Source organism: Variovorax sp. OK605 (assembly GCF_900115445.1).
Classification (GTDB): domain Bacteria; phylum Pseudomonadota; class Gammaproteobacteria; order Burkholderiales; family Burkholderiaceae_C; genus Variovorax.
In genome coordinates, this window is record NZ_FOWL01000001.1 from 442,090 (window position 1) to 466,850 (window position 24,761).

A 24,761-nucleotide genomic window follows, 5' to 3' on the forward strand; every position below is an offset into this window, starting at 1 on the left:
CCATGAAAATCACCAACGCCCGCGTCATCGTCTGCAGCCCGGGCCGCAACTTCGTCACGCTGAAGATCGAGACCGACGAGGGCCTCACCGGCATCGGCGACGCCACGCTCAACGGGCGCGAACTGGCCGTGGCGGCGTACCTCACCGAACACGTCATTCCCTGCCTGATCGGGCGCGACGCGCACCAGATCGAGGACATCTGGCAGTACCTGTACAAGGGCGCCTACTGGCGCCGCGGCCCGGTCACCATGACCGCCATCGCGGCCGTGGACACGGCGCTCTGGGACATCAAGGCCAAGGCCGCCAACATGCCGCTGTACCAGCTGCTGGGCGGCAAGAGCCGCACCGGCGTGATGGTGTACGGCCATGCCAACGGCCGCGACATCGAGCAGACGGTGGAAGAAGTGCTGCGCTACAAGGAAGAAGGCTACCTGGCCATTCGCGCGCAGAGCGGCGTGCCGGGCCTGGAGAAGGTGTACGGCGTGGGCCGCGGCACCATGTTCTATGAACCGGCCGACGCCGACCTGCCGAGCGAGCACGACTGGTCGACCGCCAAGTACCTGGAGCACACGCCCAAGCTGTTCGACGCGGTGCGCAGCGCGGTGGGTCCCGACATCCACCTGCTGCACGACGTGCACCACCGCCTCACGCCCATCGAGGCCGGCCGGCTGGGCAAGTCGCTGGAGCCCTTCAACCTGTTCTGGATGGAAGACGCCACGCCGGCGGAGAACCAGGAGGCCTTCAAGCTCATTCGCCAGCACACGACCACGCCGCTGGCGGTGGGCGAGATCTTCAACAGCATCTGGGACTGCAAGGACCTGATCGAGAACCAGCTGATCGACTTCATCCGCACCACGGTGGTCCACGCGGGCGGCATCACGCAGCTGCGCCGCATTGCCGACCTGGCCTCGCTCTACCAGGTGCGCACCGGCTGCCACGGCGCCACCGACCTGTCGCCGGCCTGCATGGGTGCCGCGTTGCACTTCGACATGTGGGTGCCGAACTTCGGCATCCAGGAGTACATGCGCCACACGGAAGAAACCGACGCGGTGTTCCCGCATTCGTATTCCTTCGCCAACGGCATGCTGCATCCGGGCGAGGCGCCGGGCCACGGCGTGGACATCGACGAGACGCTGGCCGCCAAGTACCCGTACCAGCGCGCCTACCTGCCGGTGAACCGCCTGCAGCACGACGGCACGCTCTGGAACTGGTGAGCGGGCGAACCATGCAGCGCCTGCATCCAGCCACCCTGCCCCGCCTTCCCGCCGACATCGCGCGGCCGCTCTATGCGCGTGACGCGCTGCGCGCCGGCATCGTCCACCTGGGCGTGGGCGCGTTCCATCGCGCGCACATCGCGGTCGTCAACGAGGCCGCGCTGCATGCCAGCGGCGACCTGCGCTGGGGCACCGTGGGCGTCTCGCTGCGCGCGGCCGACACGCGCGACGCACTGCAGCCGCAAGGCGGGCTCTACACGCTGGCCCTGCGCGACGGGGCCGGCGACGGCAGCCCGCGCGAGCTACTGCAGGTGGTGGGCAACCTGCTCGACGTGCTCGTCGCGCCGGAAGACCCGGCGGCCGTGCTCGAGCGCATCGCGCACCCGGACACCCGCATCGTGAGCCTCACGATCACCGAGAAGGGCTATCACCACGACCCGGCCACCGGCGCGCTGCGCCTCGACGCCGCAGACATCGTGCACGACCTCGCCCACCCCGAGGCGCCGCGCACCATGCCCGGCTTCGTGGTGCATGCGCTGGCGCTGCGCCGAGCGCGCGGCCTGGCACCCCTCACGCTGCTGTCGTGCGACAACCTGCCCGCGAACGGCGACACGACGCGCGGCATCGTGCTGGCCTTCGCGCAGCAGGTCGACGCCGGCCTGCGCGAGTGGATGGAGGCGCACTGCACCTTTCCGAATTCGATGGTCGACCGCATCGTGCCGCGCACCACCGACGCCGACCGCGAACGCATCTCCGCGCGCCTGGGCGCCGGCGATGCGTGGCCGGTGATCGGCGAACCCTTTCTGGAGTGGGTGGTGGAAGACCGCTTCGCGAACGGCCGGCCCGACTGGACGGCGGGCGGCGCGCGCTTCGTCGATCACGCGGAACCGTTCGAGAAGCTCAAGCTGCGCATGGTCAACGGCGCCCACTCGGCGCTGGCCTATCTGGGTGCGATGGCCGGGCTGCGCACGGTGGACCGCGCCATGGCCGAACCGGCGCTGCGCGGCTACATCGACGCGCTGATGCGCGAAGAGATCGCGCCCACGCTGCCGGCCATGCAAGGCCTCGACCTCGACGGCTACCGCGCGCGGCTGCTGCAGCGCTTCTCGAACCCCGCGCTGCAGCACCAGACCAAACAGATCGCCATGGACGGCTCGCAGAAGCTGCCACAGCGCCTGCTCGGCACGGTGCGCGACCGGCTGGCGCAAGGCCTGCCGATCGACCGGCTGGCCTTGGCGGTCGCAGGCTGGGTCTATTACCTGCGCGGCACGGACGAGACCGGCGCCACGCACGACATCCAGGACCCGCTGGCCGCCGCGTTGGCCCAGCGGCTGGCGCAAGCCGGCGCGGCAACATCGATGCAGGACCGCGTGGCGTTCATCACCGGCTTCGCGCCGGTGTTCGGTGAACTGGGGAGCGAGCCGCGCTTCGTGGCGGCGGTGGCGCGCCACCTGGGCACGCTGGAGGCCGATGGCGTGCGCGGCGCGCTTGCCGCGGTCGGGGCGGACGCGCCGGCCTGAAGTGCCGATCTGAAGTGCCGGCTGCGTGCGCTGTGCGATGCGCCCGCGCCTCAGCGCTTCTTGCTGCGCTTCGAGTAGCTGCGCATGGTCTCGTAGCGGTACAGCCGGAAGCCGTCCTTCTGCACGAAGCTCACCGGCTCCCAGCCGCGCGCCAGCGCGCAGTCGGTGATCTGCGCCATCTGCACGCCCAGGTAGTCCTGGAGGCTGTCGGCCACCGCGAGTTCGAACTTCCTGAGCTCGCGGTCCAGCGATTCGATGGCGCCGATGGCGGCCTCGACGGTCCCGAACGGACGCACGTTCGTCACTTCGCTGCTGCGCATCAGCGGGCGCGTCTCGCGATGCGCGTCACCGCCGAAGTTGACGCTGGCGCCCCCCTCCATGCCGTTGAGACTGCCCATGTCGGTCATGCCGCTCATGTTGACCATCATGCTCATTTCGTTCATGCCATGAACCCCATGTCGCGCAGGTAGCTGATGCCGCTCGGCGCTGCGACGTTGTTGAAATTCTTCAGGTTCGGCAGGATGCCGTCGAGCTCCGCGTCGGGCACGCCGAACCACCTGGCCAGCGTGGCGGCGTACTGGTCGACCGAGGTGGTCGGCAGCAGCCGGCCCTGGCCCACGTGCCACTGGTCGTCGTCGGCCGCGGTGTTGCCCACGCTCACCGGCGGCGCCGTGCCGTACAGCGCCTTGCCCTTCACCGCGCCGCCCACCACGAAATGGTGGCTGCCCCAGCCGTGGTCGGAACCGTTGCCGTTGCTCGAGAGCGTGCGGCCGAAGTCGGAGGCGGTGAAGCTCGTCACCTTGTCATCGAGGTTGAGGAGCCTCATCTGCTCCTGGAACGCGGCCATGGCATCGGACACCCGCTCCATCAGGCCGCCCTGCTTGGTGTCGAGGTCGTCGTGCAGGTCGAAGCCGCCCATCGACACGAAGAACACCTGGCGCTTCACGCCCAGCGCGTCGTGCCCGCGGATCAGCCGCGCGACCATCTTGAGCTGGTCGGCCAGGTTGTTGCCGGCCGGGAAGTTGGCGTTCAGGTCATCGGGCTGGATGGCGGCGGTGACGGTGCCTTCGGCCGACGTTGCGCGCGCCGTGACCTTGTTGTATTCCTTCTCCAGCGTGTGGCCGCGCTCCTGCTGCGCCAGTTGCTGCATGGCCGCCTTGACGGCCGACGAGCCGTAGACGTTGCCGGCGGCCGCGCTCACGCTGTTGATGCGCACCGCGCCGCCCGTGCCGACCTGGTACTGCTGCGCGGTATCGCCCGACAGGAACACGGCGTTGCCCGACACCGAGATGCAGGTGAAGAGCGAGCCCGTCGCCTGGCCCGACAGCACCGTGTCGCCGAGGTTGCCGCCCCAGCCGATGGTCGAGCCTTCGGGCGAGGAAGACTGCCACACCGACTGCTGGTCGTTGTGCGAGAACAGCTTCGGCGGAACCGGAAAGTCCTTGCGGTTGCCCCCGTTGTACTGCGCGCGCGTGAGCGGCTTGACGAGCGGGCCGACGTTGAGCTGCACCGCCATCTTGCCGCCGTCGAACAGGGCGGCCAGCTTGGTCATCTTGGGGTTCAGCGCGTACTTGCGGCCGTCGGGCAGCGCGGCGGTGGGCCGAAGCTCGGTGAGCGCGAGCGCCGCGTCCGAAGGCAGCGCGATCGCGCCGCGGATGGTGCTGTACTTGGCGTAGCTGGCGGTGTCGAAGTTGACGAGCGTGTTGGCGTAGTCGTTGCCGCCGAACAGGAACACGCACACCAGCGCCTTGTAGTCGCCGCTGGGCGCACCCAGCGCGGCGGCGTCGCCGATGGCGGCGAGGTTGAGCGCGAACGGCATCGCGGTGCCGGCAATGGCAAGGTGGCCCGCGCGGCGCAGGAAGGCGCGGCGGGTGTGCTCGGCGGGGTTGATGAGGTACATGTGCGTTTTCGCTCCGGCGTCCTGTCGACTTATTTCTGCACGAGGTATTCGGGCGAGCCCATCACCAGCAGCACGCCGGCGCAGACCATGCTGAGCCGGGCCGCGTCGGTGCCCGGGTTCGCCAGAGGCGCCTTCGAGAGCGCATCGGTGATCAACGCCACCGTGGCGCCCGACAGCTGGTTGCCGGCCAGCAGCAGGTTGAGCCGGCGCACCAGCGCGCCCGGGTCGGCGGTGAGCGCCTTCTCGTTCGTGTAGGCGGCGCTCACGTCCTTGGTGTCGAAGCCGATCGGCAGGATGCGCTGCAGGAAGTTGAGGTAGCCGCCCACGCTGGTCTCGTTGACCAGCTGGAACTCGGGCGCCACCAGCTTGTTGGCGGCAATGGCGGTGGCGGGCGGCACGTAGCCCGGCCGGAAGAAGTTGAAGACCGAGGGCGAGCGCAGCGGGCTCTGGCCCAGGGTCTGGCTCGGGTCCGACGTATTGCCGATCTTCCAGGTGTCCCTGACCGAGCTGACGCCGAAGGTGCGGCCCCACTGCACCAGCCGCAGCATCGGCTCGCGCAGGCGGCCGAAGTTGGCGTCGGCCAGGCCCGCGGGTCCACGCGCCTCGTCGTCGAGCAGCACGGCCGCGAACACGCTCTTCATGTCGCCGCGCACGCCCGCGCCGTTGTTGGCGAAAACGTCGGACACGCGCTGCATGTAGGCCGCGCTCGGGTTGCTGGTGACCAGCCGCTGGATCAGCTGCCGGCCGATGAAGGGGCCGACGTTCGGGTGGTTGAAGAGCGTGTCGAGCGCCGTCTTCAGCGCCGCCGGGCCCGGCGTGCCGGCCGCCACGGTGGTGCCGAGGAAGGCGGCTTCGCGCGTGGAGTGGTTGTTCGGCGTGAAGGCCATGGGCCGGGTGGTCCACTGGTTGGTCTCGACGCTGCCGCCGCCCGGAAGCGGGAAGGCATTGCGCTCCGAGGCGCGGATGTCGAGGTCGTAGCCGGTGAACACGCGCGCCAGGTTCGACACGTCGCTCTGCACGTAGGTCTCGATGGGCTGGCCGTCGGCGCCGGTCTTGAGCGTGCCGTCCGCGTTGAGCTGGTACAGGCCGATGCTCATGAGCTGCATGACCTCGCGCGCGTAGTTCTCGTCGGGCTGGCGGCCCGAGACGTCTTCCTTGCGGTTGCCGCGGGTGTTCAGGTAGAAGCCCATCGCGGGGTTGAGCGTGACGTCTTCCAGCAGCTGGCGGAAGTTGCCGGTGGTGCCGGCAACCAGCGTGTCCCAGTACTGCGCCATCATGGCGGTCGGCCAGCTCGAGCCGATCTCGGTGGACGACACCACGAAGATCTCGCTGAGCGCCAGCGCCATGCGCTTGCGCACCGGGTCGGCCGAGGTCATGAGCTGGCGCCAGATCATGGCGTCGGCGTCGACGGCTTCGCGGGCCTTGCCGTTCACCCAATCCCAGGCGGTGCCGTCGCGCGGCGCGCCGAGCTGTTCGACCAGCCAGGGCATGTAGCCCTTGGCGCGCACGTCGGCGATGTCCTTGTCGGAGGAGGAAAGCTGGGCCTGCAGCAGGAAGCGCGCGGCTTCGTCGTCGGTCTTGGCCTGGGGGTAGTGATAGGGGCCGGTGTCGGCCGCGGGGTCGGAGCCCGGCGCGCCGGCGCCGCCGCCGGGCAGGAACATGCCGCCCGAGCCGCCTCCTCCTCCGCCGCCCCCGCCGCAGGCGGCCAGCGCCGCCGCGATGGAAAACACCGCAGCGGCCTTCGCGGGCCTCGAAAGATCCGGTCCCGCCTCGTCGGCCAGGCTTGTGGCGCCTGCTTCGAACTGTTCCACCATGTTCCTCGCTCCTGGGCGCTCCAACGCCGGTTGGAGCAGCCAAGGCAAGCTGCATGCCCTGTGCGAAACGGGAGGGAAACAGCAGAGAAAGGATGTAGCCGGAGCGCCAAAATTGGACGCCTGACCACAAAAATGTGAATCAATGTGACTTTTTCGTCACCTCTTGAAACAAAAATGGCATGCCAGCCTGCATGCCATGTTTCAGCAAACCTTCAGCCGCGCAGGCAGCCGGGGTGCTTCAGTCGCGTTCGTCGTCCCACTCGTTCGGCGGACGGTACGGGTAACCAGGGCCGTAGTAGACGCGGCCGGCTGGCGGCACATAGACCGGCGCCGGGCGGTAGTAGACGGGAGGCGGCGGACGGTAATAGACCGGCGGCGGCGGTTCGTAATAAATGGGCGCGGGATACGGGTACACGGGCGGCGGTGCGTAGTAAGGCGCCGGGTAGGCGCCGACGGCCAGGCCCGGCGTGCCGATCTGCACCGACCAGCTGCCGCGCGCGCTGGCGGCACCGGCGGCGAGCAGCGCGCCGGCGGCCATGGCACCGATGGCCATCCATTTGAATACCGAAGATTGATTTTTGGGGGTCACAGAGGCTCCAGGGCCGATGACGGACGGTGTCCGGGTGCCCATGCAACGCCGCAGCGAACGTGGCGGTGCACCCGACGGCGTGGAAGGTGGTTGCCAAACGTGAGTGGTTCGGTGAGCGGTTCGGTGAGCGGCCCGGTGCGCCGTCCGTATGGACCTTTCACGCCTTGCGCCCTCACCTCGCAACTTCGCGCCGCGACAGCATCACGTCGCCACCGGTCGTGTTGAACGCGATGGTCGGCGCGCTGAAGTCGCTCAGCGGCGCGCCCAGCCCGATTTCGCCGCGCCCGTGCAGCACGCACTCCTCGCGGCGCAGGGCAATCTCGGTGCTCGTGCCGCCGTTGCCATGAAAGCGCACCCACGTGCCGTAGGTGCTGACGTCGATCAGCACGCAGCTGCCCTGGCGCAACTCGATGCGCGCATGCAGCCGCGACACGCGCGGGTCGTTCACCACGAACTGCGCCTCGTCGACACGGCCCAGGTGGATCGGCAGCTCCTCGGTGCGGAACATCGAGCGCACGTCGAGCCACGCCAGCTCGATCTGGCCGAACGACGAATCGGGCATGCGCAACGGCGCGAGCGCGGCCGGCACGGTGAGGAAGGAGGTGACATCCTCCTGCCAGTCGATGCGGTGCACGACCGACATCTCGCTGCGCCCGCGGATGTTGATGAGGCCCAGGTCGCGGTGCTGCACCGAGCTTTCGCGCAGCTGCGAGATGACCGCATCGGTCACCCAGATCTGGCCGGGGCCGGCCAGGTCGCTCAGGCGCGAGGCCAGGTTGACGGCGTCGCCGTAGCAGTCGCCCTCGACCTCGACCACCTCGCCGCTGGCCACGCCGATCTGCAGCGCCATGCGCAGCGGCGCCGGCCATGCGAGCAGGCGCTTCTGGTGGTAACGCTGGAGTTCGATCACCGCGTGCGTGGCGGCGGCGCCGCTCGTGAAGATGGCGAACACGCCATCGCCGAGCGATTTGACGACACGGCCGCCGTGTGCCTGGCACACGCCGCCGATCCATTGCGTCAGTCGCGTCACGGTCTCCGTGGCCCGTGCATTCCCCATGGCCTCGAAGACCCTGGTGCTCCCCGTCAAGTCCGCGAAAACGACTGTGGAATTGACACCCATATTGTTGTGATTCTCGATTTTTCAGACCGCTGAGCCTGAATGTTCAGCGGCCCTGCCGTGACCTGCAAGCAATTTCCGCCGCATGTGTCCCGCGCTGTACAAATGAAACGTATTGCACGCCTTTTTTGTTGACGTTACGTGTATACGCTGCTCTCGACGGCGCCGATGCAACAAGGTCATTTCCCAATATGTAGTACTTTGGAAAACAAAAATCTGCGACAGCGTCATGACACTAAGTAAAGCGTGTTGTTTACAAACAAGAAACACTGTTCCGGATCTTGTGCAATGGTGAACTGGGGCTTAAGGTATGGCTCGTCTTGGCTTTCCCGCAATACGCTTTTCGTCTCATGTTCTTCCGCCGCATTCTTCGTCTGCTGAACGTGCCCGGGTTCGGATCCCGCCGCGCCGCAGAGAGCCAACTGGGGCGCATCCGTACCGCAATGCTGTCGGTGCTTCAGGCCCATGCCGGTCATTCGGTGCAGCGTGTCAGCCAGCGCGTGCGCTTCGCCGCCGATGTCGAAGCCCTCTGGTACCTGCGACAGGACGTGATGATGGCGCTGAGCGCCATCGACGGCGAAACCGCCGCACGCCGCCAGATGAAAGACATCAACAGCATGTTCAAGGGCGGCTTGCCCGGCTCGATGAGCCCGCGAGCTCACCAGCGCTTCACGCACGACGCCTGACACGCCATCTCCCCAGCAGCAGCGGCCTTCAATGGCCGCTTTGCTTTTATGCTTCTTCTTTTTCGCCGCGCGCAAATCAGTGGTCGTGGCCGTGATGAGGGTCATGACCATGGTGGTCATGATGGCCGTGCGCATGGTCATGGCCGCCTTCGTGCCGGTGGCCCCAGACGAGGAAGACATCGCGCCCCTCGGCCGCCATCGCCACCTTGGCGCCCACCGGAAGCAGCACCTTCGTCGGCACATGGCCGAACGGCAGGCCGGCCAGCACGGGCACCTTGAGCGTCGCGCGCAGCCGGTCGATCACCGTGTTCATGCCGAAGCCGCGGTCGTAACCAGCCACGGCGCGCACGCCCGTGAACTGCCCGAACACGACGGCCCGCTGGCGCGCGAGCACGCCGGCCAGCTTGAGCTGGTCGAGCATGCGCTCGACGCGGTACGGATGCTCGTTGGTGTCCTCGATGAACAGCACGCCCTTGTCGACCGCCGGAAAGTACGGCGTGCCGAGCAGGCTGGTCAGCACGCAGAGGTTGCCGCCCCACAGCACCGCGTCCTGCACGGGCTTGAATTTCAGCTCGGCGTCGCGTGCCGGCATGCGCCAGCCGGTGCCTTCGCCCTGCCCCGTCACGAGGTCGTCGAAGCAGGCTTCCATGATGTCGTCGGGGCCGGCCTCGGCACCGAAGTCTTCGCCGACCGCGGGGCCCGACCAGGTGACCGCGCCGGTCTTGGCGAGCAGCGCGTTCTGCAGCGCGGTGAAGTCGCTGCAGCCGACGAACTCGGTGCCCTTGCCGATCGCCTTGGCGAGCGCCTTGTACGGCAGCGCGTCGAGGATGCGCGTGAGGCCGTAGCCGCCGCGCGCAATGAGCGCCACGTCGGCGCCGCTGGCCGCTGCGCGTGAAATCGCGGCGAGCCGCGTGGCGTCGTCGCCCGCAAAACGCTGGTGCACCGACAGGGCTGCGTCGTCGACTTCGACTTCATGGCCCAGTGCCTTGAGCCGCTTCACGCCGCGGCGAAAAGCGGCCTTGTCGCGAATGGCACTGGAGGGAGAGTAGATGTAGATGTGTTTGGTCACGTGGTCGAGTATCCCATTGCATGTCTCGCCTGCTGCGCGAGCACGAGGGCCTGCGCGGGCGCCGGTCCTGAAACGAATTCGGATGCGGATGCGGATGCGCATGCGGCGGGGCCCAGCGCGCGCAGTGCGGCTTCGTAGCCCCGGTCGGGAAACGGCGCGCGCCACGCGTCCTCGACGCGTTCCGTGCCGTTCGGCGCTTCGAGCAGTGCAGCGAAGCGGCCGGGCGCGGCGGCCTGCAGCAGCGCGGCCAGCTCCGCGGCAGCCGCGCTGTGCACGAGCACCATAGGGCCGGGCTGCACCTGCGCGAGCCATTCGAGCAGCACGTCGCGGTGCCATGCGAGCGTGTGCGGGGTTTCGCGCTTGGGCTTGTCGCTCTTGCCGAAGCCGACCAGGTCGGGCACGAGCGTGCGCAGGCCCGGCAAGCCGACGAGGTGACGGAAGAAGTAGCCCCACTCGCCGGGGCCGTGCAGGCAGAGGCAGCAGGCCGCCTGGCCGTCGCTGCCCTTGCCTGCATCGCCCTCGCCTGCACCGCCCTCGTCGATGTACTGCATCCGCCAGCCTCGAAGGCTCTGCAGGTCCTGCACGTGATGCGGCGCGAAGTCATAGCCGGCCAGGCCTGCGAAGCGCTCCGCCGGCGTGCGCAGCGCGTCGTCGCGCAAGGGCTCGGCCTGCGCGCGCGCGGCGCTGCGGCGTTGCTGGAAGAAGGCCTGCAGCACCGCGGCGCACTCGTGCGCGAGCACACCGCCCTGCACCTGTGTGCGGTGGTTCAGCCGCGGCTCGGCGAAAAGGTCGAGCACCGAGCCGGCCGCACCGGTCTTCGGGTCGGTCGCGCCGAACACCACGCGCGCCAGCCGCGAGTGCAGCATCGCGCCCGAACACATTGCGCACGGCTCGAGCGTCACGAACAGCTCGCAGCCGTCGAGCCGGTAGTTGCCGAGCGCGGCGGCACCGGCGCGCAGCGCGTTGATCTCGGCATGCGCGCTCGGGTCATGCTGCGCGACGGGCGTGTTGCGGCCGGTGGCGATGAGCTGCCCGTCCTTGACCAGCACCGCGCCGACCGGCACCTCGCCCGCCTCGGCGGCGAGCCGCGCCTCTGCAAGCGCGAGCGCCATCCAGTGCGCGTCGCTCGCGCCCGGCACCGGCACCGGCAACGGCAACGGCGATGGCATGGCCTCAGTTGTCATCCGGCATCTGGCGCGTCTTGGCCGCCGCGTCGAGCGCGTCCTTGACCTGTTGCTGTACCTGTTGCGCCTGCTGCACTTGGTCGGGCGAGTTCACGGGCACGTTCGCAGGCGCTTCGCCGTTGGCGGACACCGCCGGCCGCGCCGAAGCACCCGCGCCCGTCATCTGCTTCTTCGCCACCAGCCCCACGATCACCAGCGCCAGCACGAGGCCGATCAGTCCGAGTCCACGCATCTCAGTGGCCCTCCGTCACCGGTGCCGGGGCGGGCATGCCGAGGCGGTCCATCCACGCAGCCAGCGCCTGCTCGTCGGGCGTGCCCGCGCTGTAGACCGCGTGCATGGCCGCATGCGACTCGCGGCGGTGCTGGTTGAGCTTGACCTTGCACTGCAGCGCCGTCACGCGCAGCTCGAAGCCGACGATGCCGGCCAGCATCTTGAGCTGGAACTCCTCGCCCAGGTCGCGCCACTGTTGTGCATACGCGGGCTCGTGGTCGCCGATGAGCTTCTTGAGCAGTTCGTCCTTGGCGGCCGGCTCCTCGACCAGGCGGGCCTCGACCGTGCAATGCACGGCAAGGTAGTTCCAGGTGGGCACGCGCGCCAGGTCGGGATAGACCGAGGGCGACAGGTACGAATGCGGGCCGAGGAAAGTGACGACCGCCCTTGGCCGCGCCTGCAGGTAGCGCCAGTGCGGGTTGGGCCTGGCGCAATGGCCCCACAACACCAGTTCGTCGCCGTCCCGCGGTTGCGCGACCAGCGGCAGGTTCGTGACGTACGGCAGGCCGTCATCGTCGTTGGAGACGAGGCTCGCGAACGGGTGCGAGCGCATCAGCTCCAGCGCGATGGCCGGGTCCTTGGCATTGAACTGCGGGGGCATGTACATGGGGCGTGTTCCTCGTGGGGAGCCCCGATTGTCCCCGAGCCGCCCTATCTTGCGCGCGGCGTCTCCAGCAGCTTCACCATGGCCGTGTAGCCGCGCGCCTTCGCGAGCTGCAGCGGCGTGTTGCCCTGCCGGTCGGCCAGCTTCAGGCTGGCGCCCGCGTCGATCAGCGCGGCCAGCGTGCGCTGGTGGCGTGGCCCGCCGTCGCCGAGCACGATCGACTCGATCACCGCGGTCCAGCGCAGGTTGTTGACGTGGTCCAGCGGCGCGCCGGCCGCAATCAGGCGGCGCACCACTTCGTCGTGCCCGAGGTGCGCGGCGGCAATGAGCGCGGTGCCGTCGTAGCGGCTCGTGGTCTGCCCGGCATTGGCGCCGAGCGACAGGAGAACAGAGAGCGTGGCGGCGTCGTCTGCCACCGACGCGATGGTGACCGCGTCGTAGCGGTCGTCTTCCAGCAGGTCGAGGTTGGCGCCGGCCTTGGCCAGCAGCTTGATCGCCTCGCGCTGGCGCGCATGCGTGGCGACCTGCAGCGGCGTGCGGCCGCGCGTGTCGCGCGCATCGAGGTTCGCGCCCGAGGCCACCAGCGCCTTCAACTTCGGCAGGTCGCCCTGCCACGCGGCCTGGTGCAGCCCTTCGTAGGCAAGCACCTCGGCCGCGAGCGGCGGCACCTGGGCCCACGCACCGGCCGACGCGCCCAACCCGAGCGCCGCCGCCAACACGCCTTGCCAGATGCCGCGCGCGAACATCAGAGCAGGCCCTTGACCTTGTCGATGGCCGCGTTGGCGCACTGCTCGTCGAGGTGTCCGCCGGGCGCGCCGCCCACGCCGACCGCGCCGATCACTTCATTGCCCGACTTCACCGGCACGCCGCCGCCCAGCAGCAGCATGCCCGGCAGGTACACCAGGTTCGCGCCGGCGGGGTTCTTCTGCGAACCTTCCATCATGGCTTGCGTGGGGCTCTTGGCCGATGCCGAGGTCCAGGCCTTGCGCTCGCTCGAGGCCAGCGTGTGCGGGCCCGCGTTGTCGGCGCGCTGCACGGCACGCACGGTGCCGGCGCGGTCGACCACGGTGGCGGCCACGTTGTAGCCGTTGGCGGCGCAGGCGGCCACGGCTTCGGCGGCGAGCTGGTTGGCCAGCGCGAGCGACATGTTCTTTTCGGTACGGACGGCCGAGGCCGCCGGTGCGGCGGTCTGCGCTTGAGCGACGGATGCGGCGAGCAGGACGGCGAGGCTGCCGAGGCGAAGAGCGGTGTGCATTGTTCGTTTTCTCCAGTGATTCGGGTGGTTGCGCCGGCCGTTGCCGACAGCTGCGTCACTGTAGAAAACTCGGCGCGCGGCAGCCATTCGTACGGCTACGCGCGGCACTCCGTAGAACTACGCAGTGCCGTCCACCAGCACCGCGTAGCGCCGGATCAGCTGCGCGAGCGAATCGCACCCGAGCTTGGCGAACAGGTTGGCGCGATGGGTTTCCACCGTGCGCGGCGACAGCGCCAGCGTGCGCGCAATCTCCTTGTTGGTGAGCCCCTGCACGATGAAGGCCAGCACCTCGCGCTCGCGCTCCGACAGCTGCGCCACCTGCTCGCGCGCGGCGTTGTCGGCCTGCGAGCGCTCGCGCGAACGCACATGCTGGCGCACCGCGTGCTGCAGCGCCTCGAGCAGTTGCTCGTCGTCCACCGGCTTTTCGAGGAACTCGGCCGCGCCGGCCTTGAAGGCGCGGCGGCACATCTCGACCGTGCCGTGCCCGGTCAGCATGATCACGGGCTGGTCGACGCCCTGCGCCACCAGCCGGTCGAGCACCGTCAGGCCACTGATGCCGGGCATGCGCACGTCGAGCACGATGGCGCCCACGCTCGCGCGGTCGAAGCTGTCGATGAAGGCCTGCGGGTCGGCCCAGGCCTGCACGCGCAGGCCGACCGTGCCGATCAGCAGCGAGAGGCTGTCGCGCACGGCCTGGTCGTCGTCGATCAGGTGGACCAGAGGGGACAGCGGCGGATGGGGTGCGGGCGCGTTCATGGCGGACTCAGTTCGTTGCCGCTACCGCAACCAGCGGCAGCAGCAGCGTGAAGCGCGCGCCGCGCGGCTGGGCATTGGCCGCGCTCAAGCTGCCGCCCATGCCGCTGGCGAGCGTTTCGCTCAGGCTCAGGCCGAGGCCCAGCCCGCCTTCGCGCGTGCTGAAGAAAGGTTCGAAGAGGCGGGGCAAGGCCTCGGGCGCGATGCCGCGGCCGTTGTCGGTCACGGTCAGCACGCCCTCCTGGCCGTTGCGCCCGACCGAGACGACCAGGCGGCGCTCGGCGGCGGGCACCAGCTCGAGCGCCTGCACGGCGTTCATCAGCAGGTTGTGGACGATCTGCTCGAGCGCCACCGCCTCGGCCTGCACGCGCACGGGCGCCTGCGCCGTGGCGTCGAACTGGGTCGCGACCGTGTGTTTCGCGAACTCGGGCGCCAGCAGGTGCATGGCGCTGCGCACCACCTCCTGCAGCACCAGCGGCTTCATGTCGCCGCCGGCCTCGGGCCGCTCGATGACGCGGCGCAGCCGGCCCACCACGCCGGCCGCGCGGCGGGCTTGCTCGACGGCCTGCCCCATCGCCTCGCGTGCCGTGGCCAGGTCCGGCGGTTCGTCGTCGAGCAGGCGGCGTGCGGCCTGCGCATTGGCCAGCACCGCGGTGAGCGGCTGGTTGAGCTCGTGCGCCAGCCCGGCCGACAGCTCGCCCAGCGCGTTGAGCCGCGCGACCTGCCCCAGCCGCAACAGCTCTTCGGCGCGCCGCCGCGCCACGCGCTGGCGCTGCGCGGCCCACAGCCCCGCAAGCAGCGCGGCCATGGCAACCGCAAAGCCCGCGATGCCGCGCCACGGCAGCTCGCCCCAGCCCACCTGCCGCTCGGCCACCAGGTCGAAGGGCTGGCTCGGCGACGCCAGCGCCTTGGTCAGGTCGAAGCGCCAACCGTTGCGCGCCGGCACGCCGGGCTGCAGCACCAGTTGCTGGCCGTCGCGCTGCAGGCTCAGCCGCACCGGGCTGCGCTGCGGGTTCATCGGCCAGTCGCGCCACGGCACGGAACCGGCCAGGTCGATGTCCAGGGCGTAGCTGAACGGCGTGGCGCCGATCACCAGCACATAGCGGCCGTGCGCCAGGTCGAGCATGGCGAGGTCGGCACGCTGCTGGCCGCGCGAGCGCGCCTCCGCGGCGGCCAGCACCGCGGCCTGCGCGCCGTCGGGCCAGGGCTCGTCGCGGTCGCGCCGCTGCACGCGCAGGATCGACGAGTACACGGAAGGCAGCCGCTGCTCCGGATGGTCGGCGCCGGTGCTGGGCTCCAGCAGCGCGAGCGTGGCCAGCACGGCGTCGTACTGCACCATCTGCTGGCTCATGAGGCGGTGCGCGATCCGCACGTCGGTCTCGAAGTCCTGGTGCATCTGCGCGAGCTCGGCGCGCGCGATCCACACCGCGCCCACGGCCGTCAGCGCCAGCCATGCCAGCCACCAACCACCCTGCGTACGCAACCACTGTTTCATGGCGCGGATTGTGCCCGGCGCGGCAAGTGCGTTCGATGTTGGCCGAGAATGCGGCCCCAGACATGGCCGAAGTACAGGACTCTCTTTTTCCCGATCTGCCGCCGCCCGAAGAGGCGTCCGCCGCCGTTGCGCCCGCCAAGGCGCAGGCCGACGAGCCGCCCGCAAGGAAGAAATCGCGCACCGGCATCGTCGAGCCCGCGCCCACCGACCCGGCACTGGCCGAACTCGCCGCCGCCCTGCCGCCCCACCTGCGGCTGGGCACCTCGTCGTGGAGCTACCCCGGCTGGGCCGACCTGGTGTGGGACGGCGAATACGCCGAGAGCGTGCTGTCGAAGAACGGGCTTTCGGCGCTCGCGAAGCACCCGCTGTTTCGCACCGTGAGCCTGGACCGCAACTTCTACCGCGCCCTCACCGCGAGCCAGTACGCGCGCTATGCGGCCATGGTGCCCGGCGACTTCCGCTTCGTGGTGAAGGCCCCGAGCCTCGTGACCGACGCCACCGTGCGCGACGAGAGCGGCCGCGGCATGCAGGCCAACCCCGTGTTCCTGAGCCCCGAGATCGCGCGGCAGGAGTTCGTGCTGCCGGCGCTCGAAGGCCTGGGCGACCGCATCGGCGTGCTGGTGTTCCAGCTGAGCCCGATTCCGGGGCACCTCCTGGCCGACCAGCCCGCGCTGCTCGCGCGCATCGCCAACATGATCGAGGCGCTGCCCGACCTGAAGCACGCTGCGCCCGATGCCGTCGTCGCCGTCGAGGTGCGCGACCCGCAGTTGCTCAACCCCGCCTTCGCCGAGATGCTGCGCAGCGTGGGCGCCACTTTCTGCATGGGCCTGCACGCCAAGATGCCGCCCATCGAAGCGCAGTTGCCGATGCTGCGCGCGCTGTGGCCCGGGCCGCTGGTGTGCCGCTGGAACCTGCACCGGCGCCACGGCCGCTTCGGCTACGAGGATGCGGAAAAGCTCTACGGCCCGTTCGACAAGATCGTCGACCCCGATCCTGAAACGCGTGCCGCGCTGGCCAAGGTGATCGCGGGCACCACGCGCGCGGGCCAGAACGCCTTCGTCACCGTGAGCAACAACGCCGAAGGCTGCGCGCCGCTGACGATCGCGCAGCTTGCGCGCGATCTCACCTGCCTGGCCGGCCTGTCCGGCCTGACGGCTGCCTAGGCGACGTTCTGCTTGGCGGCCACGGTCATCTCGACCTCGACCGTCGCGTTCTTCGGCAACTGATACACGCCCACCGCCGTGCGCACGTGCACGCCGGCCTCGCCGAACACGCGGTGCAGCAGGTCGGAGGCCGCGTCGGCCACTTCGCTTTGCTGCGTGAAGTCGGCCGTGCACTGCACGAACACGCCCACGCGCAACACCTTCTCGACCGCGTCGAGCGAGCCGAGCGCGCGGCGCAGCAGCGTGAGGCTGCGCAAGGTGCAGATCTGCGCGCCTTCGCGTGCCTTGTCGAGCGACACCGCATCGCCCACGCGCCCGGTAACGACCACCGTGGTACCCACGCGCGGCACCTGGCCGCTGAGGTAGACCGTGCGGCCGTCGCGCACGAGCGGCACGTAGTGACCGCCGGCAATGATCTCGCCGTCGAAGCTGTGGCCGAGCTCGGCGGCAATCTGGTCGGCGATCTGGTCTCGGGTCTTTTCTGTCATGGCTGTTCCGTCAAACGAGGGCTGGTGAACACGCATTGTCGCCAGCCCGTCCAAGGCAGAACAGATACAGACCACCCCGATCGGAGCCGGAACAGATCAGCCCTCGAACGCCAGGAACACCCGCCCGCCTTCGATCTTCACCGGGTAGCTGCGCAGGTCTTCCGTGAGCGGCGCGCACATGGCCTTGCCCGTGCGCACGTCGAAGCGGCCCTGGTGCAGCGGGCATTCGATTTCATGGCCCTCGAGAAAACCGTCGCACAGCCGCGCATGGCCGTGCGTGCAGATGTTGTCGGTGGCGTGGATGCCATCGTCGGTGCCGTACAGCGCAATGTCGCGCCCCTGCACCTCGATGCCCACCACGTCGTCGGAGGGAACGTCGTCGACCGCCGCGGCGTCGACCCAGGTCATCGTGCTCATTCTTGTGTCCTTGCTCGTGGGGTTCAGTTGTCGGGCTTGATGCCGGCGCGCTCGATCACGGGTTTCCAGCGGCGCAGTTCCTCGCCCATGAACTTGCTCAGCGCCTCGGGCGTGCTGCCCACGGGGTCGAAGTACGCGGTCTGCAGCCGCTTGAGCGTCTCGGGCTCCTTCAGCGCCGCGGCAATCTCGCGGCTCATGCGCTGCACGATCTCGGGCGGCGTGCCCTTGGGCGCCATGTAGGCGAACCACGGCACGGCCTGGATGTCGGGCAGGCCCGACTCGCGCAGCGTCGGCAGGTCGGGCAGCAGCGCCGAGCGTTCGGCCGAGGTCACGGCCAGCGCCTTCAGCCGGCCCGCCTTGGCCTGCGGCATCACCGTGACCGGCGGCAGGCAGGCGTACTGCACGTCACCCTGGATGATGGCCGTGACCGCCTGGCCCGACGACGCATACGGAATGTGCACCGCGAAGGAATTGGTCTTGAGCTTGACCAGTTCCACGCCCAGGTGCGAGATCGAGCCATTGCCGGTCGAGGCAAAGTTGAACTTGCCCGGGTTGCGCTTCATCGCGTCGAGCCAGCCCTTCACCGAGTCGACGTTCATCGAATTCGACACCGCGCACACGTTGGGCGTGGTGGCCGCGAGCGACACCGGTACGAGGTCCTTGAACGGGTCGTACGGCAGGTTCTTGTAGAGGATGGTGTTGTAGACCAGCGGCGCGTTCACCGACAGCAGGAAGGTGTAGCCGTCGGGCTGCGCCTTGGAGACCTGGTCGGTGCCGGTGTTGCCGCCCGCGCCGGGCTTGTTGTCGACGATCAGCGGCTGGCCGATGCGCGCGGCGAGCTTGTCGTTGACGATGCGCGCGAGGATGTCGGGCGACGAGCCGGCCGCGAACGGCACCACGATGCGGATCGGGCGTTGCGGCCATTCCTGCGCCTGGGCGGCAACCGCCATGGCGGTTGCGGTGAGGGCCAATGCGTGGCTTGCGAGGCTTGCGAGGCGAGCGAACGTCATGGCTTCACCTCCACATCGGCCATGCCCAGATGGTCCTGCTGCTCGCGCGCGATGAAACCCGCGATGAGCGCGCGGTAGGCGGCCTCGACCACCTCGGGGTAGGCGCCCTCCTTCCGGGCCAGCGCCTTCACCTTGTCGATCACTTCCTGCTGGCGCTGCGGCGCCGACACCTGGAAGGCGTCACGCTTGAAACGCGCCGCGTCCTTCACGTAGCGGCCGCGCTCGGCCAGCAGCGCGACGATCTGGCGGTCGAGCCTGTCGATGTTCTCGCGCACCCCGGCAAGGTTGTCGCACAGCGGCACGTAGGCCGGGTCGGTGAAGCGGCGCAGCGGCGCGCCGTGTGTCTCTGGTTCTTTTTCTTGCATGGCTCTGGTCGGATGTCAGATGGGGTAAATGATGGAGTTCGGGATCATCTCGCTGTCGAACACGCACAGGCGCGTGGCGAACTTCAGGCCTTCGGGCGTCGGCACCACGGTGTCGATGTAGCGGCCCACGTTGAACACGGTCGAAGGACCGTCTAGCTTGGTCCGGAACACCGCGTAGTTGGCCTCGCTGTGCACCGTGCCGTTGTCGTCGACCTGGTGCACCAGCGGCAGGCCGACCACGTGGCGCTGGTAGTACGGGTCGTGGAACAGCGTCTCCTTGATGCCGTAGACCCGATCTTCCAGCATGCCCCGGCTCTCGAACGAGAGCGTGGCCAGCGGCAGGTTGCGCTCGTGGTTCTCGCGCGGCTGCAGCCGGTAGCTGCATTGCTCGATGAAGAACGTGGGCCACAGCTCCCAGTTGCCCGAATCGACCGCGTGCGCATAGGCCGCGTAAAGGCGCGACAGCTCGAGGTAGGCGTTGGCGTCGAGGGTCTTCATGCTTCCATCACCTCGCGCCAGTAGCGGTACATGCCGCGAATGAGCGTCTCGGTCACCATGTGGTCGGTGTTCTCGACCTCGCGCCCGCCCAGCTCGGCCAGCGTGCGGTGGAAGGGCTTCTGCTCGAAGCCCTGTTGCGAGAACTCGATGACCTCGCCGTCGTCGGCCGACACGAAGCCCGCCGGCCCGAACAGGTTGGCCTGGCGCAGGCGGCGCTGGGTCATTTCCTCGGTGTCTTCCTCGAAGCCGAAATGCGTCCACACGAAATCGAAGGCGTCGTGGCCCACCGGCTGGATGTGCCGGGTCGACACGCTGTTGACCTGCTGCTGCAGGATCAGGCTCGGGAACAGCGTCATCAGCACCGCCGTAGGGCCCTTCCACCATTCCTCGGGCACGATGTCGAGGAAGCGCGGGTCCTTCAGCTGCATGCTCTCCTTGAAGCTCGACACTTGCGTGACCTGAGCGACTTGTGCGGCCTTGCCGCCGGTGCCGCGCGTGGAGATCATCGCGGCGTGGCGCCCGTGCGCGTCCATCTTCAGCTGCGACTTGTTGTCGGCGCGCCAGAGCCCGAAGGTGACGAACCAGGTGTGCAGCAGGCCCGGGTGGTACGGGTCCTTGATGTTCTCCTGCATGAGCTTCCAGTTGCCCGGAATGCGCTGGCGGCTGTAGCCCAGGATGGTGAGCTTGCGGCCGTCGAACAGGCGGTCGAAGTAATGCAGGATGTCCGGCCCGAGGAAGTCTTCGAGCGACTCGATCTCATGGTCGAACGACGCGAACACCACGCCGCCGCGCGACGCCACCTTGAGCTTGGTGAGGCCGTGGTCCTCGGTCTTGAAGTCGGCCGGCATGCCGCCGTTGACCTTGCCGTCCTGCTTCACGCCGCGGCGAAACGGCACGCCCTGCAAGTCGCCCTTGAGCGTGTAGTTCCACTGGTGGTAGGGGCACACGAACTCCTTGCGGTTGCCGTGCCGCTCGCGGCAGAACTGCATGCCGCGGTGCGCGCAGACGTTCTCGAAGACGTGGATCACGCCTTCCTGGTCGCGCGACATGACGACCGAGCGCTCGCCGATGGCGGTGCGCTTGAAGTCGCCCGGGTTGGGGATCTCGGCTTCCAGGCCGACGTAGCACCAGTGCTTTTCATAGAAGAAGCGCTGCAGCTCCTTCTTGTGCAGCGTCTCGTCGGTGTAGGCCATGAAGGGAATGCGGCTGCTCTTGTCGCTCTCCCATTTCAGCTCGATGGGGAACACGGCTTGCGTGGTCATCGCGGGTCTCCTTTTTTCTGTCGTTCTGTCGTTCTGTCGTCGAATCTCTTGGCCTCAGGTGCCTTGCAGGTAGAAGGCGTCGGCATGCGTCTGTTCGGGTGCAAGGCCCCTGCCCCGCACCAGCTGCGTGACGGCCTCCACCATCGGCGGCGAGCCGCACAGGTAGGCGCGCCAGCCGTCGAGGTTGCCCGGCCAGTCGGCGCGGATGGCGTCGGTGATGAGGCCCACGCGCTGCTTGTCGCGCGCCGGGCCGGTGACGACCACCACGTGCACGTTCAGGCCCGGGTGCAGCGCCTGCAGTTCGCGCAGTTCGGCCAGGCCGTAGACGTCGGCGTCCGAGCGCACGCCCAGGTAGAGGTGGATGGGTTGCGTGAGCCCGGCCGCGATGGCACCGCGCACGATCGACAGGATCGGGGCGAGCCCCGTGCCACCGGCCGCGCACAGCATCGGCCCGCGGTGCTTCGTGCGCAGGTAGGCGGTGCCCAGCGGGCCGCTCACGCGCACCGAATCGCCGATGCGAAGCTGCTCGAAGATGTGCGCGGTCACGCGCCCGCCAGGCACCCGGCGCACATGGAATTCGAGCTCCGCGTCGCGGCTCAGGCCCGCCATCGAGTAAGGCCGCGCCAGGTCGGGCGCGAACTGCAGCTGCGCGTACTGGCCCGGCGAAAACTCCAGCGGCTTGTTGGGCTTGAGGCGCAGGCGGCGGATGTCGTGGGTCAGCTCGTCGATGCCGGTCACGCTCGCCTTGAGAATGCGCGCCGGATGCACCACGACCTCGTCGGGCTCGGGGATCTCGATGGCGCAACTTTCGGTCAGCGTGGCCTGGCAGGCCAGCACATAGCGCTCGCCCTGCCCGTCGGGGCGGATCGCGTCCTGCCCGGCATCGAGCACCTGGCCCGACACCACCTTGCAACGGCAGGTGCCGCAGCGGCCCGACATGCAGCTGTACGACACGGGCACGTGATGCTCGCGCAGCACCTCGAGCAGGTTCGCGCCGGGGCGGACCTCGAGGGTGCGGGAAAGGGGGTGTATGTGCAGGTCCATCGGGGGGCTCTCTTGCGCCGGTGTCATGACCGGCTTGTCTCTTGGGGGCGATGATGCGCGGCGCGTGCCGATTGACCAATAGAATTTGGTGAATCCTCTTCATCACTGCCGTGAATAAAGGTACAAGGGCAAGCCATGCAACTCAAGGACATCGACCTCAACCTGCTGCTGGTGTTCGACCGCATGCTGGCCGAGAAGCGCGTGTCGGCCGTGGCCGAATCGCTGGGCCTGTCGCAGCCCGCCATCAGCAACGCGCTGGCGCGGCTGCGCAAGCTGCTGAGCGACGAGCTGTTCCTGCGCACCGCGCGCGGCATGGAGCCCACGCCCTTCGCGCTGCAGCTGGCCGAGCCGGTGGCCTATGCCATGGGCGCGCTGCACACCGCCCTCAACCAGCAGGTGGTGTTCGACCCCGCCACGAGCACGCGCAGCTTCACGCTGGCCATGACCGACATCGGCGAGATCTACTTCACGCCGCGGCTCATGGAGGCGCTGTCCGTCGCGGCGCCTGGCGTGACCATCAGCACGCTGCGCAACAACACCGCCACCCACCTGCGCGACGAGCTGGAAGCCGGCCATGTCGACATCGCCATCGGCCTGCTGCCGCAACTGAAGGCGGGCGTGTTCCAGCGCCGGCTGTTCCTGCAGCGCTATGTGTGCCTTTTCTCGAAGGAGCACCCGCTGGCGCGCAAGCGCAGCGTGTCGCTCAAGGACTTCGGCGCGGCCGACCACGTGCAGGTGCAGGCGGCCGGCACGGGCCACGGCAAGGCCGACGACGTGATGGCGGCGCAGGGCATCCAGCGGCGCATCCGGCTCAAGGTGCCGCACTTCGTGGCCATCGGCCACATCCTGCGATCGAGCGGCATGATCGCGACCGTGCCCGAGCGGCTGGCGCAGAGCATCGCCGAGCCCTTCGGGCTGGTGTGGCGCCCTCACCCGGTCGCGCTGCCGCAGATTGCCATCAACCTGTTCTGGCATGCGAAGGCGCACCGAGATCCGGGCAACCAGTGGCTGCGCGGATTGCTGTTCGACAACTTCGCGGATGGGGACTAGATGGCCGGCCTGACCTGATCCGGCATTGCCGCGTGGCGCGCAAGCTGGTCGACCGCGCGCAGCAAGGTCGGCACGCGGTACGTGCCGTGCATGCGCTGCACTTCTTGCGCGGCCAGCGCCACTTCGATGCCGATGGCCGTCACGAACAGCGGTGAGCCGCTCTGCCCGCGCCGCACCTCGACGGCGTCGGTCGCGCTGCGGTAGGCCGTCTTGGCGACGCCGACCACGGGCACCTTGCGTGCGAGTGCCTCGTGCAGGTACGCGCCCAGGCCCGGATGGCCCTGCCCCAGCGACACATAGCCGTCGACGATGACGATGTCCGCCTGCGGACCGTCGCGCAGCACGCCGCGCAGGCACGGCAACTCGCGGCGATAGAACTCGCCGGGCTCGTACGCGGCCACGCCGCTGAAGCCGGCGACGGCCTGCGCTTCTTCAATTTCCGCGGTCCAACCGCGAAACCAGATGCCCGCCGCCACGGCCACGTCGGCGCGGTAATCCACGTCGAGGCAGACCAGCAGCGGCGCGTCCATGTCAGGCCCCTGTTGTGCCGAGACGCTCGGGGGACAAGTCGGGCAAGTCGGGCGGCAAGTTGGGCGCATCGGGCGCATCGGGCCAGCGGCCCAGCACCTCGTGCACGCCCTCGCCGACATGGCTGTCGATGAGCACGAGCGAGCCCGCGGTCCACCGCACCGGCGCTTCGAGCGCATGTTTCTCGAGCTTGCGCCGCGCATAGGCGACGGTCATGTGCGGCGTGAACGAACGCGGGGGCTTCAGGCCGGCGTCGGCCAGCGCCTCGCCCAGTCGCTGCCTGAACGACCTGAGCGCGGAAACGTTCTGCTCGTCTTCGGCGCACAGCACCAGCGCACCCTTCGCGAAGCTCATGGCTTTCTCGAAGACGATGTCGAAGGCGGGCACGGGCACAGAGGCGGCGGCGGTCGAAGCCTGCGCCACCAGGCTGGCCGGCACCTGCGCGTGGCCGCCGAGGTCGAACAACGTGACGTGCAGTCGATGCGCCTCGACCAGCGTGCCTTTCAGTGCGTGTTGCGAGTTCATGCGCTCGCCGAGCGCGGCGATCGCGGTGGCGTCCGGGGTGTGAGGAACCAGCGCGAGAAAGAGTGTGTGCGGCGGTGGTTCCTTGCGAAGCACCTTGCTGCGGGAGCGCGGCAGTGGCCGCGGCGGGGGATCGATTCCGGGAAGAAAAAGCTGTTCTGGCATTGCCCCGATCATCGCCCATCGAAGGCGCGCTTCATGCGCTCTTCAGCAAGCGCCAAGCTCTTCTTCAGATTGGATTTCGAGAATCGTCGCACGGCGGTGGCCGGCCAGACAGCCGGTTGCCGGTCGCAACGATCTCAACAGCTCCAACCAGGAAATTCACCTTGACGCATTCGCATGCCCTTTCCGTTTTCGCGGCCCTGCTGCTCGGCACCGCCGCCATCGGCGCGCACGCCGCCGGCCCCAACGCCGACACCGGCATCTACGTGGGCGGCGCCATCGGCCGCTCGAGCTTCAGTCTCTCGTCGTCCAACCGCGCTCCCGTGCCGTGGGGCGGCGAGAAAAGCAGCAAGGCCGGCACGGCCTACAAGCTGTACGGCGGCTACCGGTTGACGGAAAACTTCGGCGTGGAAGCCGGCTACGCGCGCCTGGGCCGCGTGAGCCAGTGGTCGTCCGTCGGCGGGTACGCGCGGCTGCAAGGCGGCTCGGGCCAGGCCCTCTATGCCGCGGCCACCGCGCGGCTGCCGCTGGGCGACGCGTTCGCGATCAACGGCCGCCTCGGCGTGTCGCGCGGGCGCATTTCGGGCGGCGACAACTGGGTGCCGGGCAACCAGCGCATCTCGGGCAGTTCGACGGGCGTCATGGCGGGCTTTGGCGCGGAGTACCGCGTGACGCAGAGCCTGTCGATCACCGCGGACTACGACTACTTCGGCAAGCTGTCCAAGCAGGCCAAGGGCGGGATGCTGACGGTGGGCCTGAAGGCGAGCTTCTAGGCCGCACC

The 24,761-nt window shown here is 68.9% G+C and carries 28 protein-coding genes; 5 read left to right on the forward strand and 23 right to left on the reverse strand.

Annotation, left to right across the window (positions count from 1 at the left end; all coding sequences use genetic code 11):
* Positions 1–2: 2 nt before the first annotated feature.
* The gene (gene manD / locus BM013_RS01990; RefSeq protein ID WP_093122134.1) at positions 3–1,214 is read left to right on the forward strand and encodes a D-mannonate dehydratase ManD; all 1,212 of its coding nucleotides are present in this window, start codon (positions 3–5) and stop codon (positions 1,212–1,214) included.
* 11 nt (positions 1,215–1,225) lie between these two features.
* Positions 1,226–2,734, forward strand: coding sequence for a mannitol dehydrogenase family protein (locus BM013_RS01995; RefSeq protein ID WP_093122136.1), 1,509 nt, complete (start codon positions 1,226–1,228; stop codon positions 2,732–2,734).
* Between the two features lie 50 nt (positions 2,735–2,784).
* Here BM013_RS01995 and BM013_RS02000 read toward each other — a convergent pair whose 3' ends face one another.
* From BM013_RS02000 to BM013_RS02065, 14 genes are all read right to left on the reverse strand, one after another.
* Positions 2,785–3,177, reverse strand: coding sequence for a hypothetical protein (locus tag BM013_RS02000; RefSeq protein ID WP_256219870.1), 393 nt, complete (start codon positions 3,175–3,177; stop codon positions 2,785–2,787).
* Positions 3,174–4,634 (reverse strand): DUF1501 domain-containing protein, encoded by a 1,461-nt coding sequence (locus BM013_RS02005; protein ID WP_093122139.1) that lies wholly within the window; start codon positions 4,632–4,634, stop codon positions 3,174–3,176. Before BM013_RS02005 ends, BM013_RS02000 begins: the two co-directional genes overlap by 4 nt.
* Before the next feature lie 29 nt (positions 4,635–4,663).
* Positions 4,664–6,448 (reverse strand): DUF1800 domain-containing protein, encoded by a 1,785-nt coding sequence (locus BM013_RS02010; protein ID WP_093122141.1) that lies wholly within the window; start codon positions 6,446–6,448, stop codon positions 4,664–4,666.
* A 238-nt stretch (positions 6,449–6,686) separates the two neighbouring features.
* Positions 6,687–7,001 carry a hypothetical protein gene (locus BM013_RS02015; protein WP_256219869.1) on the reverse strand — a complete coding sequence of 105 codons (315 nt, stop codon included), beginning with the start codon at positions 6,999–7,001 and terminating at the stop codon, positions 6,687–6,689.
* Between the two features lie 208 nt (positions 7,002–7,209).
* On the reverse strand, positions 7,210–8,157 hold the full coding sequence (locus BM013_RS02020) for an adenylate/guanylate cyclase domain-containing protein (RefSeq protein ID WP_093122146.1): 948 nt from the start codon (positions 8,155–8,157) through the stop codon (positions 7,210–7,212).
* Positions 8,158–8,381: 224 nt separating this feature from the next.
* Complete coding sequence (locus tag BM013_RS41135; RefSeq protein WP_177225405.1) at positions 8,382–8,981, reverse strand: hypothetical protein; 600 nt, start codon at positions 8,979–8,981, stop codon at positions 8,382–8,384.
* Positions 8,917–9,909, reverse strand: coding sequence for an LD-carboxypeptidase (locus tag BM013_RS02030; RefSeq protein WP_093122151.1), 993 nt, complete (start codon positions 9,907–9,909; stop codon positions 8,917–8,919). Before BM013_RS02030 ends, BM013_RS41135 begins: the two co-directional genes overlap by 65 nt.
* A complete protein-coding gene (gene tadA / locus BM013_RS02035; RefSeq protein WP_093122154.1) occupies positions 9,906–11,093 on the reverse strand; it encodes a tRNA adenosine(34) deaminase TadA in 1,188 nt (395 codons plus the stop codon). Before tadA ends, BM013_RS02030 begins: the two co-directional genes overlap by 4 nt.
* Positions 11,083–11,325, reverse strand: coding sequence for a hypothetical protein (locus BM013_RS02040; RefSeq protein ID WP_093122156.1), 243 nt, complete (start codon positions 11,323–11,325; stop codon positions 11,083–11,085). The genes tadA and BM013_RS02040 overlap by 11 nt, the downstream gene beginning before the upstream one ends.
* 1 nt (position 11,326) lies before the next feature.
* Positions 11,327–11,971: an FMN-binding negative transcriptional regulator gene (locus BM013_RS02045; protein WP_093122158.1), complete on the reverse strand. Its 645-nt coding sequence runs from the start codon at positions 11,969–11,971 to the stop codon at positions 11,327–11,329.
* A gap of 44 nt (positions 11,972–12,015) precedes the next feature.
* Positions 12,016–12,714, reverse strand: coding sequence for an ankyrin repeat domain-containing protein (locus BM013_RS02050; RefSeq protein ID WP_093122160.1), 699 nt, complete (start codon positions 12,712–12,714; stop codon positions 12,016–12,018).
* Positions 12,714–13,223 (reverse strand): GlcG/HbpS family heme-binding protein, encoded by a 510-nt coding sequence (locus BM013_RS02055; RefSeq protein WP_093122164.1) that lies wholly within the window; start codon positions 13,221–13,223, stop codon positions 12,714–12,716. The genes BM013_RS02050 and BM013_RS02055 overlap by 1 nt, the downstream gene beginning before the upstream one ends.
* A 117-nt stretch (positions 13,224–13,340) precedes the next feature.
* Complete coding sequence (locus tag BM013_RS02060; RefSeq protein ID WP_093122166.1) at positions 13,341–13,979, reverse strand: response regulator transcription factor; 639 nt, start codon at positions 13,977–13,979, stop codon at positions 13,341–13,343.
* A gap of 7 nt (positions 13,980–13,986) precedes the next feature.
* Complete coding sequence (locus BM013_RS02065; RefSeq protein WP_093122168.1) at positions 13,987–15,471, reverse strand: sensor histidine kinase; 1,485 nt, start codon at positions 15,469–15,471, stop codon at positions 13,987–13,989.
* Positions 15,472–15,533: 62 nt separating this feature from the next.
* Here BM013_RS02065 and BM013_RS02070 point away from each other — a divergent pair, with 62 nt between their 5' ends.
* On the forward strand, positions 15,534–16,634 hold the full coding sequence (locus tag BM013_RS02070; protein ID WP_093122171.1) for a DUF72 domain-containing protein: 1,101 nt from the start codon (positions 15,534–15,536) through the stop codon (positions 16,632–16,634).
* On the opposite strand, the gene BM013_RS02075 is transcribed toward BM013_RS02070, so the two are convergent.
* The 7 genes from BM013_RS02075 to BM013_RS02105 all read right to left on the reverse strand — a co-directional run bounded on the left by BM013_RS02075 (position 16,631) and on the right by BM013_RS02105 (position 21,718).
* Positions 16,631–17,122 (reverse strand): RidA family protein, encoded by a 492-nt coding sequence (locus BM013_RS02075; protein ID WP_093122173.1) that lies wholly within the window; start codon positions 17,120–17,122, stop codon positions 16,631–16,633. The two genes, BM013_RS02070 and BM013_RS02075, sit on opposite strands and share 4 nt — an antisense overlap.
* Before the next feature lie 96 nt (positions 17,123–17,218).
* Positions 17,219–17,539, reverse strand: coding sequence for a non-heme iron oxygenase ferredoxin subunit (locus BM013_RS02080; protein WP_093122176.1), 321 nt, complete (start codon positions 17,537–17,539; stop codon positions 17,219–17,221).
* A 23-nt stretch (positions 17,540–17,562) separates the two neighbouring features.
* Positions 17,563–18,549, reverse strand: coding sequence for a Bug family tripartite tricarboxylate transporter substrate binding protein (locus BM013_RS02085; RefSeq protein WP_093122179.1), 987 nt, complete (start codon positions 18,547–18,549; stop codon positions 17,563–17,565).
* Complete coding sequence (locus BM013_RS02090) at positions 18,546–18,914, reverse strand: chorismate mutase (RefSeq protein ID WP_093122181.1); 369 nt, start codon at positions 18,912–18,914, stop codon at positions 18,546–18,548. The genes BM013_RS02085 and BM013_RS02090 overlap by 4 nt, the downstream gene beginning before the upstream one ends.
* Positions 18,915–18,929: 15 nt before the next feature.
* Positions 18,930–19,412 (reverse strand): aromatic-ring-hydroxylating dioxygenase subunit beta, encoded by a 483-nt coding sequence (locus BM013_RS02095; protein WP_093122183.1) that lies wholly within the window; start codon positions 19,410–19,412, stop codon positions 18,930–18,932.
* Complete coding sequence (locus BM013_RS02100) at positions 19,409–20,674, reverse strand: aromatic ring-hydroxylating dioxygenase subunit alpha (RefSeq protein ID WP_093122185.1); 1,266 nt, start codon at positions 20,672–20,674, stop codon at positions 19,409–19,411. Before BM013_RS02100 ends, BM013_RS02095 begins: the two co-directional genes overlap by 4 nt.
* 54 nt (positions 20,675–20,728) lie before the next feature.
* Positions 20,729–21,718, reverse strand: a complete 990-nt coding sequence (locus BM013_RS02105) for a 2Fe-2S iron-sulfur cluster-binding protein (RefSeq protein WP_093122187.1) — start codon at positions 21,716–21,718, stop codon at positions 20,729–20,731.
* 135 nt (positions 21,719–21,853) lie between these two features.
* Here BM013_RS02105 and BM013_RS02110 point away from each other — a divergent pair, with 135 nt between their 5' ends.
* Positions 21,854–22,768: a LysR family transcriptional regulator gene (locus BM013_RS02110; protein WP_093122189.1), complete on the forward strand. Its 915-nt coding sequence runs from the start codon at positions 21,854–21,856 to the stop codon at positions 22,766–22,768.
* Here the strand turns inward: BM013_RS02110 and BM013_RS02115 are convergent.
* Together BM013_RS02115 and BM013_RS02120 are read right to left on the reverse strand one after the other, a co-directional pair.
* On the reverse strand, positions 22,765–23,298 hold the full coding sequence (locus tag BM013_RS02115; RefSeq protein WP_218153627.1) for an endonuclease V: 534 nt from the start codon (positions 23,296–23,298) through the stop codon (positions 22,765–22,767). The genes BM013_RS02110 and BM013_RS02115 overlap by 4 nt on opposite strands.
* Position 23,299: 1 nt before the next feature.
* On the reverse strand, positions 23,300–23,821 hold the full coding sequence (locus BM013_RS02120) for a 2'-5' RNA ligase family protein (RefSeq protein ID WP_256221356.1): 522 nt from the start codon (positions 23,819–23,821) through the stop codon (positions 23,300–23,302).
* 323 nt (positions 23,822–24,144) lie between these two features.
* On the opposite strand from BM013_RS02120, the gene BM013_RS02125 reads away from it, so the two are divergent.
* Positions 24,145–24,753, forward strand: coding sequence for a porin family protein (locus BM013_RS02125; RefSeq protein WP_177225406.1), 609 nt, complete (start codon positions 24,145–24,147; stop codon positions 24,751–24,753).
* Positions 24,754–24,761 lie beyond the last annotated feature (8 nt).